Below are 10,732 nucleotides of genomic sequence, written 5' to 3'. Positions count from 1 at the left end.
TTTCAATTCAAATCGTCACGCTACAAAAAGATACATAACTATGCGATTATCAAAGATTTCAAAGAACGATGTTTAATTTAAAGTGCCCACTAGTGATTTTGCAAATTTAAAGAAAAGATTTAGAGCCTGTTTAAATTTCCCTTAAAAAGTTTTTTTACCCGGCTTGTTTTGAGGCTATTCTCGGTCTGTTTTCCTCTTCTCGCCCGTCGTATAGCCCGCTATGCTCCTCATGAAAACAGAAAAGCATCCTCAAAAATAACTTCCAAAACAATGCAGGGTAAAATTTAAACAAGCTTGTAATTTAGAAGTTTTTCCCTAACCTCCTATTAGGATGATATGGCGCATATCGTTATCTTTGTAAATCTTTTAATTCGGATAAAACATGAAAGCCGACTATCTTTCACGAATATTTTTCTGCATTGTTATGTTGCTGTTCACTGCCATGACCTGCGAGGACGAGCATACGCCACCGGTGGGTGACGTATGCGGCTTGAAACTGGAATCTATGGATAATAGTGGCGAACATCCTGTAGGCATATCCGATGGCCGTTGCCCTAAAGAGGCATATTGGCTGAATGTGTTGCCGGAATTGAAAGCGGAGGAAGAAGAGGCGAAAGAGTGGAGAGAATATCTTTTGAAGCATCCCATCGCAGACATGCGTATCATAACGCTGACCGACTTTAATGCAGACTATCCTGCCGGAAGCGACATTTTCCATTTGTTTTATAGATACCATTCGCCCGGTTCGCTGAAATTTCCCATAAATTATCTGGCAAACGCTCCTCTTTCTATGGTACTGCTCACTTATCCGGCTTCGGGTGTTTATCAATTTCGTGTGGAGTTTGTTTTAGGCTCCGGAGGTGGCAATGGAGAAGATGATATGGAGGAAGCGCACCGCAGCTTTTCGGCCGAGACAGAACTTCTTGAATTTTACTAACATTGTTACCCAGAAAAATAGAACGTGATGATTATGACAAAACGTTTGTCGCTTTTCTTGATAGGATGTATATGTGTTTTTGCAATGCTCCGGGCGCAAAAACAACCTGCCTGCAGGGAACTTTTCCTTGAATCCTCCGTGGGAGGAGCATTTCATGTTACGCCTGAGCAGAGTATCAACCCATGGCTTTGCCTGAACAATTATTCTAAAAGTGATGCCATTGTTACCCTCGGAGCCAAATTTTTTTGGAGCAAGGCATGGGGAGCGCAGTTACGGGTGTTGTGGAATCCTGCTACTTTGGGTTATCTATACGATGGTTATACGGACGATGGAACAGTTCTTGATAATCAGCATGTCATTGTGTCCAGAGACCGGCTTGTCGGTAATGTCGCTGTGGGGTTGGTTTATCGTAGCTGTTTTGGCAGATGGAGGGTTCAGCCTTATTTTAATATAGGCATAACCAAATTCTCTGAGGCCTGTTTCTCTTCGTATATCCGGCATTTGGGAACCAATGATGTGGATAGTTTCTTTTTGAAGATGAAGAGAAAAAATAATATAAGTTTTTCATTGCTTCCCGGATTGCATATCGCTTACCGGCTGGAAGAGAATGTGTGTGTTTATGCCGATGTTTCTTACGCCATGCACTCCGGAACTGCGGTCGGAGAGTACACGTTGAACAATCTTTATACGCAAGAGCTAAGGGAGAGGCAGTCTTTCAAAGATAAACATGCCAATGCGTTGCTTTTGGGGGTGGGAGTAAGCGTGAAATTCTTTTAGCCGGTTCTATTCGTTTCTCCGGGCCAAACCGGTTTCTTCCTTAAAACCTCTCTTTTCCCCACAGCTGCTGCATTCGTTCTTTGTGTTTCTGTTCGGCGGCATTGAGTTGTGGTTCCCAGATGCGTCGGTCTTTCAGTTCGTCCGGCAGGAATTGTTGTTTGACGAAGTTTCCGGGGTAGTCGTGGGCATATTTGTAGTTGTCGCCATAGCCCAATTGCTTCATCAGTTTGGTGGGGGCGTTGCGCAGATGCAGGGGCACGGGCAGGTTGCCGGTCTCGCGCACCAATTGCAGCGCATTGTCTATCGCCATATAAGCCGAATTGCTCTTCGGGCTGGTGGCAAGGTATATCGTGGCCTCTGCCAGCGGGATGCGTCCTTCGGGCCAGCCCAGTTTCATCACCGCATCGAAACAAGCATTGGCAAGCAGCAACGCATTGGGATTTGCCAAACCGATGTCTTCGGAGGCGGAGATGACAAGGCGGCGGGCTATGAAAGCCGGGTCTTCACCGCCTTCGACCATACGTGCCAGCCAGTAGATGGCACCGTCGGGATCGCTGCCACGGATGGATTTGATGAAAGCGGAGATGATGTCGTAGTGCATTTCTCCATCCTTGTCGTAGGCCAGGGGATTCTGTTGCAGACGTTCGGTCACTAACCTGTCGGTGATGACAACAGGGTCTTCGGTTTCGGAATCTACCACCAGTTCGAGAATATTCAGCAGTTTGCGGGCGTCTCCTCCACTGAAGCGGAACATGGCGGTGGTCTCTTTCAGCTCTATTTTCCGCTCCTTCAGTATGGAATCGGTGGTAATGGCTCGTTGCAATAGCTCGGTCAGGTCGTCTTTTTCAAGCGATTTCAGTACGTAGAGCTGGCAACGCGACAACAACGGGCGGATTACTTCGAACGAAGGATTCTCCGTGGTGGCTCCTATCAGCGTCACCGTTCCTTGTTCCACCGCTCCCAAGAGTGAGTCTTGTTGCGACTTGCTGAAACGGTGTATTTCGTCGATGAAGAGAATGGGGCTTGCCTGTGAGAAAAAGCGGTTGTTCTTGGCACGATCTATCACTTCGCGCACATCTTTCACGCCACTGGTCACGGCACTGAGCGTATAGAAAGGCGTCTCCAGTTGGTTGGCGATGATTTGCGCAAGCGTGGTCTTTCCCACTCCCGGAGGTCCCCACAGGATGAACGAAGAGATACGGCCTGCATCAATCATCTTGCGCAGCACGGCACCCGGCCCCACCAAGTGTTTCTGGCCGATGTATTCATCCAATGATTTAGGGCGTAGCCTCTCCGCTAAAGGTTGCATGGTCGTTTAAAATATCATCATGATCATAAAACGTATTCCGTCTTTCTTCACGCCGAGAAGGTCTGTGTACGTCAGTCGGCGTACATATTCGATATGCAGCAGCTTGAAGATATTGTACACCCCCACGCTGGCTTCTATGTAAGGCGTCTTACCCATGACGTAGCTGGTAGGTATGCCGTTGCGCGTGGGGAAGAGGAACAAGTCGGCATTATCGCTCTTGTACGGATTGTTCTTATCCGTCAATGTTCCCCACAGACCGCGTACACGGAATGTTTCGCGCCACTTCAGTTTCTTGATGAGCGGAAGACGGTTGAAGAGCTTTCCGTTCATGTCGTAGGTCAGGGCGAGCGAAGCGTAGCGGTCGTTCAGGAACTCCATGTTGTTGATAAGGTTGAACGATTCGTTGTGCTGCGTGATGTACGAAAGGTTGGCCATCGGCAGATTCAGCAAGGGGAAGGGAACGGTGTTCCACTGTGCACCGGCACGGGCGGTGACGTCTATCTTACCCCATGCACCGAGCCAGAAACGTTTGCGGACACTCGCCTCTGTCATGTTGAAGTTATACTCGCCTCCAAGCACGCCTTTGAAGCCGGCCGTGTGCGAGATGCTGAATATCGGAGCATCCAATGATATGGGAACGCGGCGCTGTTTGGTGTTGACGAATGTTTCTCCCGGAGCATAGCGCAGCGTTACGCCGAGTTCGGCTGTGGTGATGTCGCGCACGAGCGTATTGTTGTCACCCCTTACACCGGGAGTCCTTCCATCGTTCTTCCAATATTGCAGGATACCGGCAGGCTGGTCGTTGCGATGGCGTGCCATGGCATGGACGGAGAATCCGGTGTTGGTCTCCAGTTCGTAGTGCAGGGTGGCGTCGCGCATGTACGACATCTGGTCCACCGTAGTCCACTTCCAGCCCACGAATACGTTGTCTTTGTCGGTGGCAAGATACTTGTCCATCGGCGACATCACATCGTAGGTATATTTAAAGGCAATGTGATGTTTCGGGAACTCCCACAACACATGTTCGCGCTTGTTGAAAGAGTAGGCCGCCTCGCCGGAATAGAACCATTTCTTGTCCTTGGTACCATAGGCTCCGTATCCGCTGAAGAGCCAGTGGGGGTGGAGCTTTCCGGTGCTCATGCCGCTCAGACGGAAACGCGTGCCGTTCACATAGTTGCTTGTGATCATGGTGTTGATGGGGCCGAGGTCGAACTTGCTGGGATGATTCTTGGTACCCGTCTCCACGAAGTTCTCTATCAGGGCTTTGGCTCCGAATATCACGTATTTGAAGCCCGGTATCTGTTCGATGCGGTTCATGAATACGTCCATGGTACTCTCTTTCTTGGTGAGTGGCACTTGGCGTACTTTTGCCCAATATTCATCACTTTTGGCAAGCATGTTCGCTTCCTTGATGACGCTTCCTTTCAAGCGGAAGAGGCGAGGTTCTATCTCTTGGAATGAGTAGTCGGAGTATTTGGTGGTACGCTGTACTTCCAGGCCTTGGATGCCTTTCACGAATTTGAGTTCCACGGTCATGTCGTCGTCGGTCAACACCCAGTTATTGTCCGGCAGTTGCTCAAATTCCTGAACGATGTCGAGGTTCTCCACAAAGTTTACCCCCGTCTTCTTGGGGAGGTTCATGGTGCATTTCTTCACGGCATAGGTAGAGTCCTTCACCACGTACAGGTGTCCTGTAAAGCCAAAATCCTGCGGGTTTTGCGGCACAAAAGTAAGGTGCACGCACTCTTGCTTGTCCACCATAAGCGTGTCCATCAGGTAGTATTTGTAGAAGCTGATGGCTCCTTTGCCGATGGGGCTGACGAAGCGTCTCCGCATCAGACGGATGTCGTCGTCATAGATGTTGATGTCGCAGAACACTTCCGACAGGATGGTTCCCAGCATGTCTCCGGTACTGAAGAATTCTTCGATGCCGGTGGAGTTCATACCCTCGATGATGGTCTTTTCGCTCTTGGGGTCTTTGCGGTAAATGGTCTTGCCGGCTGTTTCCTTTACGGAGATGGGGAGGATCATCTTGTTGGTCTTAGGCGACAACTCCACCTGATCCTTGAAGAAGGAGAACTTCTTGTAGATGCCCTTCTCCATTTTCTCCGGTGTGATGTCGTTGACAGACATCTTCATCTTTTCGTATTTCCGGTATTGGTAGTAGTCGTTCTCCTCCAGTTTCAGGGCTTTTTTGTTCTCGATGACCTTTTTCATGAACTCCACGGCCGGATTATTCTTGCGCGAGTATTTCTCTTTCTTGGGTTTTACCACTACCTCGGAGAGCATGATGTCGTCTGCCAGCATCTTCACGTTCAGTACCTTGGTTCCGGGTTCAAACTTCACTTTCTTGGTGATGTATCCCACGGCAGAGAAGGTAAGTTCATTCCAGCCTTTGCGGGTTTCCACCTGATATTCACCATTGCCGTTGGAGATGCCTCCCACGCCTTTTCCCTCGTATTGTACGGTGATATACATCAATGGCTCGTTGGTGAGGGAGTCTGTAACTACGCCTTTTATTTGTGCCGATGCAGGTACGCATGCGAACAGGGACAGCAGGAAAAGGGCGGAAATAATATATATATGTTTCATACTTGTTACACAATAATCAGGCTGCAAAGTTAGCAAATAACTGCCAATCAAGAAGCAAAAAGAAGTTATTAGTGATTAATGAAATGATTATCTTGACATTACGGCTTCTTAACTTTACATAATTTTTCTCTGTCGGGGCTTGGCGGATGATGCCTGCGTGGCATCCGCGCGATGCTTCTACATACAATTGACGCTAATGGCACAGATGCAGAAGATCTGTGCCATTAGCGTCAGTTCCTGTTCTTTCCGGATATTTTTAAACCGACTCCTTGTTCAGCAAAGTCTGTACGATACGTTCCGCAGTCCGTCCGTCCCATCGATCGGGCAGGGTGGTGTGCTTCCAGCCTTCGTGAAGCAGTTTGTGGAGCGAGGCGGAAAGGGCGAAGGAGTTTTCGCCTACCAGCTCGTTCGTTCCGATGCGCCAGGTCTCCGGATGTTCGGCATAGGTGTTTAGGGTGATGCAGGGCACGTCGAGGAAAGTGGCTTCTTCGGCGATGTTGCCCGAATCGGTGACGATACCTTTGGCTTGGTTGATGAGGAAACCGAAGTGCAGATAGCTCTGCGGCGGCAGTATGTGCAGGTTGGGGGCATTCGGTTCCAATGATTTCACGGCATTTTGCACGTATGGATGCAGTGGGGCCACGATGGGCATGCCGTCTGCTTTTTCAAGCAGCGTCTGCAGCAAAGATTGCAGCACGGCTTTCTTGGCCAGCAGGTCGTGCCGGTTCAGGGTGAGCAACAGGTACTCTCCTTTTTTCAAGCCGAGGGTAGAGAACCATACCGGCTGTATCAGGCGATGGCGGTTGAAGCGGATGGTATCGATCAGGATGTTTCCCACGTAATGGATATAATCAGGTATCATTCCCTCCTGGTTAAGGTTGCGGTTCGCCACCATGCCGGCAGTGAAGAGATAATCGGAGATGGCATCCACGATGGTGCGATTCACTTCACGGGGCATGTTCATGTCGAAAGAACGTGTTCCGGCTATGACGTGCGCCACTTTCAGCCCGCGTTTTTTGGCTACGATGGAGCAGCTCATGGTGGCGGTCATGTCGTCTACCACCAGTACAATCCGGGCGGGATGAGCGTTCAGCTCTTTTTCGAAAGCCAACATGATGGAGGCTGCCACTTGGGAGTGGTCGCGTCCCGAAACACCGAGGTAGGCGTCCGGCTGCTTCATGTCAAGGTCGGAAAAGAGCGAGGCATCCAAGCTGGTGTCATCTTGCGGTCCGGTGTACACTATGCGGTAAGAGATGTTTTTCCCGGCTTCTTTGGCCGCATCGATGGCACGGCATATAGGAGCTATTTTCATGAAGTTGGGACGTGCTCCCGATACAATCGTTATCTTCATTGTCATAATGGTGAAAAAAATGATGGAACAAAAATACGTTTTCTTAGGGAATTTATTTGTTACTTTGCCCATAATTTTAGATACTTCTTGAAAATAGTGGAATTTAAATACTCATTCTAAATCTCAAATACAGTATGACAATGCCTACATTTGTTCAGGTTCTCGATTTTGTCGGCACGTTCGCGTTTGCCATCAGCGGCATACGTCTGGCTTCGGCCAAGCGGTTCGATTGGTTTGGTGCTTATGTGGTAGGTTTTGTGACGGCCATTGGCGGCGGTACGATACGCGACCTGTTGCTCGATGTCACTCCGGGCTGGATGACAGATCCCATTTATTTGATTTGTACCGGTCTGGCTTTGTTGTGGGTCATTCTTTTCGGGAAATACCTCATCCATTTGCACAATACGTTCTTCATTTTCGACAGCATCGGACTGGCTCTGTTCACTGTGGTGGGTGTAGGCAAGAGTCTTGCCGTGGGCTATCCGTTCTGGGTGGCCATCATCATGGGCAGCATCACCGGAGCTGCGGGAGGCGTGATACGCGATGTTTTCATCAATGAAATCCCGCTGATATTCAGAAAAGAGATTTATGCAATGGCCTGCGTGGTAGGCGGGACGTGTTATTGGCTTTGCGATTCGCTGGGGATGCAATCCTACGCTTGCCAGGTGATGGCGGGCACCACCGTATTCATTGTCCGCATATTGGCGGTGAAATTCAAGATATGTCTGCCCACCTTGTCGGGGCATGGGGGAGAAAAAGAGGAGCGATGATCATCGCTCCTCTTCCATTGTTTACCTTTTTAGTAATTAAAACAAGGCATCCTTGGTGTTGAACAACTTGCGTTCGTTCAGTCTCACCACTTTGCCGTATTTTTCCAAGCGTTTCAGGTCGATGTCTTTCGGGTTACCCATGATACCTATGGCATAAGGTTTACCCTTGATGTTCTCCTCATAGAACTTCACGATGTCCTCGAATGTCAGGGCGTCGATCTTCGGCAGATTTACTGCGGCAGGATCTCCTTCATAGCCCATCTGTTGCAGTCTCTTGAGATAGCTTGCCTTATAGCGGAAGCCGGGATGCGTGCTCAAGGCCTCTTGACGCATGTAGCTTTTGATGTTGTCCATGCGTTCGGCGTTCTTCGGCATATTGTTGATAAGTTCCATGAATACATCTATGGCATCATTGGCTTTGTCGTTTTGTGTGCCGATGCTTCCTGACAAGTACGTCGGATTCCCCTTTACCTGCGGGGTTACCACATAAGCTCCTGCGGTGTAGGCCATCGAGCGTTTTTCGCGTATTTCGTTGAGCACCAATCCGTTGAAACCTCCGGAGAAGTATTGGTAGAAGGCGTCGCGCAACACGTCGTCTTTCTTGTCATAACCTTGCATAGGCAGGTAGAAAGAGATCTGTGCCTGCTCGGTGTCGGAGTTGGGCAGGAAGTAAATGATGTTTTCCGTAACCTGTGCCAAGGCTTTGTCCTGGGGCGATTGGCTGGGGCGCTCATTGGCTACCAGCGGCAGGTTCTTGCTCAAGATCTCGTATACATTGTCGAAGGGCAGGGAGCCGCAATAGAAAATCTCGGCCTCGTAGTTGGCGGCACGGTTGATGTCTCCCGTCAGCTCGGCTATTTGCAATTCGTAGATTTCCTTGTCGGTCAGCTCGGTGATGTAGTCCGACTTGTCTTGGTAGCGGACATATTGGCTCAGTGCCTGATTCAGCAGGGAAACGTTCTCCTTGCGTTGCTGGCGCATACCCAGAAGGCTTCCCTTGATGCGGCTCAGCTGTTTGGCGTCCAGCTTGGGCATCAAGATCTGGCGTGCCAAGAGTTGGCAGGCCTGTGGCAAGGTCTCTTCATATCCTCTCATCGTGATGTAGAGGTAGTTGTCGTCAGCGTTCACGGAGTAGGTGGCATTGAGCTTGCTCAACTCTTCTTTCAGTTGCTGGGGTTCGTATGCTCCCATGATTCCGGCGTCGTTCATCAGGTTGGCGGCAATGCCCAGCTTGGGAAACTCGCGTTCTCCTGCGCCATATCTCAGGGTCAGACTGAAGATGTTGTTCTCCGGATTCTTCGTGTAGAACATTTGCGAACGTTCGTTCAGCTTCTTGGTCTGCACATCGCTGAAGTCGATGAACTTTTCCTCCACCTGTCCGATGGGCATGTTCTTGAACTGTGTGGCATAGAGCGACTGCCGGCCTACCGGAGGCTCGATGGCTTTGTAGCCGGGCTTCTTCAGCTTGTTGTCTTCTTTGTTTTTTCCTTTCTCTATGTACAGTGCCAGGTAATTGTCCGCCAGATATTGTTTGGCCACGCGCTTGATGTCTTCGTTGGTGACGGCCATTACTTCTTCCTTGTAGTTCAGCACTTTGCTCAGGTCGGCCTCGTTGATGAAGGCTTCCATCAGTGCGTTGGCCTTGCTTTCGTTGGCCTCCATCCGCAAGTCGTAGTCGCGGCATATATTGTTCTTGATGGCCTCTACCAGCCAGTCGGGGAATTCGCCTTTGGCGATCTGCTCAATAGCCTTCAGTGCTTTCTTCTCGGCGCTCTTGTTCGATTCGAACCGGCGTTGGTTCTCGTCGTACAAGGGCATCACGCTTACGATGCAGCGTCCTTGTTCGCGCAGCGTGTTGAGAAATGCGTATCCGTTGGTCAGGTCACCGCTTATCACCAATTTGTCCAGCGTTCCGGTGTTGTTGCTGTTCGACAGTAATTCCATGGCGATGTCCAGCGCCTTCTCGTCCGGATGTCCGGCGGGCACGCCCTTGTATACCAGTGCAACGCTGGGGTAATAACCTATCTTGGCGGTGTGTTGAGTACGTCCTTTTATCTCAAGTTCCGGATAGCTCTTTCTTTCGGGGATTCCTTTCTTGGGCAAGCGGCCGAAAGCTGCGTTGATGCGTGCGCTCACTTGCCGGGCATCGATGTTACCCACCAGCACCAGCACCATGTTCTCCGGCGTGTACCAAGCGTTGTAGAACTCTATCAGTTTGCTCAGGCGCGGGTTCTTCAGGTGCTCCGGAAGTCCCAATATGGGGCGCGAATAGGGGTGTCCTTCGAAAGCCTTGCCCATAAGGAACTGGTTCTGCATTCTTCCGGGGTTGTCTTGCGCACGGTTATACTCTTCGTATACGGTCTCCAGCTCCGACTGGAACGTGCGGAACACCGGATTGAGGAAGCGTTGCGACGAAATCTCCAGCCATTTGTTGATCTGGTAGGCCGGGAAAGAGTTATAGTAGACCGTGTAGTCGTAGCTGGTTCCTGCATTCAGGTTCTTGCCTCCCATGCTTTCCATCAGGTTGGAGAACTCGTTGGATACACTCACCTTGCCTGCCCGGATGGTCAGCTCGTTTATCTCCTTGCCGATGGCTTCTTTCTTCACCGGGTCGGCTTCTTCGGCCATTTCGTCATATTTGGCGATGATTTGCTTGTAGAGGGGTTCTTCGGCACTCCAGTCGAGCGTGCCGATTTTGTTCGTACCTTTGAACATGACGTGTTCCAGGTAGTGCGCAAGTCCGGTGTACTCTGCCGGGTCGTTCACCGAACCCGTGCGTACGCCAACGGCTCCATACACATCCGATTTCGTGTTGTCTTCCCATATATATACGGAAAGACCGTTTTTTAACTTGAAAGCCTTCAGCCCTTGTCCGAAAGAGGGCAGGGCAACTGCAAGGGCCATCAATAAAAAGAGTGATTTGAATTGATTTGGTTTCATGTAATGAAGTGTTTATAATTAAAGTGTTTTTGCCGGGAACATATTCAAGAATAAAT

At 49.9% G+C, this 10,732-nt stretch carries 7 protein-coding genes; 3 read left to right on the top strand and 4 right to left on the bottom strand.

Annotated features, from left to right (window positions below):
* Positions 1-382: 382 nt before the first annotated feature.
* Both EV202_RS11510 and EV202_RS11505 read left to right on the top strand, forming a co-directional pair.
* Positions 383-937 (top strand): DUF5034 domain-containing protein, encoded by a 555-nt coding sequence (locus EV202_RS11510; RefSeq protein WP_131927159.1) that lies wholly within the window; start codon positions 383-385, stop codon positions 935-937.
* Positions 938-964: 27 nt separating this feature from the next.
* Positions 965-1,714 (top strand): hypothetical protein, encoded by a 750-nt coding sequence (locus tag EV202_RS11505; protein ID WP_131927158.1) that lies wholly within the window; start codon positions 965-967, stop codon positions 1,712-1,714.
* A gap of 40 nt (positions 1,715-1,754) precedes the next feature.
* On the opposite strand, the gene EV202_RS11500 is transcribed toward EV202_RS11505, so the two are convergent.
* The 3 genes from EV202_RS11500 to EV202_RS11490 form a co-directional block, all read right to left on the bottom strand.
* On the bottom strand, positions 1,755-3,023 hold the full coding sequence (locus tag EV202_RS11500) for a replication-associated recombination protein A (protein ID WP_131927157.1): 1,269 nt from the start codon (positions 3,021-3,023) through the stop codon (positions 1,755-1,757).
* A gap of 6 nt (positions 3,024-3,029) precedes the next feature.
* Positions 3,030-5,615 (bottom strand): DUF5686 and carboxypeptidase-like regulatory domain-containing protein, encoded by a 2,586-nt coding sequence (locus tag EV202_RS11495; protein ID WP_131927156.1) that lies wholly within the window; start codon positions 5,613-5,615, stop codon positions 3,030-3,032.
* Between the two features lie 256 nt (positions 5,616-5,871).
* The gene (locus EV202_RS11490; RefSeq protein ID WP_131927155.1) at positions 5,872-6,966 is read right to left on the bottom strand and encodes a UDP-N-acetyl glucosamine 2-epimerase; all 1,095 of its coding nucleotides are present in this window, start codon (positions 6,964-6,966) and stop codon (positions 5,872-5,874) included.
* A 140-nt stretch (positions 6,967-7,106) separates the two neighbouring features.
* On the opposite strand from EV202_RS11490, the gene EV202_RS11485 reads away from it, so the two are divergent.
* The gene (locus tag EV202_RS11485) at positions 7,107-7,736 is read left to right on the top strand and encodes a trimeric intracellular cation channel family protein (RefSeq protein ID WP_106070608.1); all 630 of its coding nucleotides are present in this window, start codon (positions 7,107-7,109) and stop codon (positions 7,734-7,736) included.
* 36 nt (positions 7,737-7,772) lie between these two features.
* Here EV202_RS11485 and EV202_RS11480 read toward each other — a convergent pair whose 3' ends face one another.
* Complete coding sequence (locus tag EV202_RS11480; RefSeq protein WP_131927154.1) at positions 7,773-10,676, bottom strand: M16 family metallopeptidase; 2,904 nt, start codon at positions 10,674-10,676, stop codon at positions 7,773-7,775.
* Between the last annotated feature and the right edge of the window lie 56 nt (positions 10,677-10,732).

Source organism: Prevotella heparinolytica (genome assembly GCF_004342845.1).
GTDB lineage: Bacteria > Bacteroidota > Bacteroidia > Bacteroidales > Bacteroidaceae > Bacteroides > Bacteroides heparinolyticus.
This window is presented reverse-complemented; position numbering and strand designations above follow the sequence as displayed.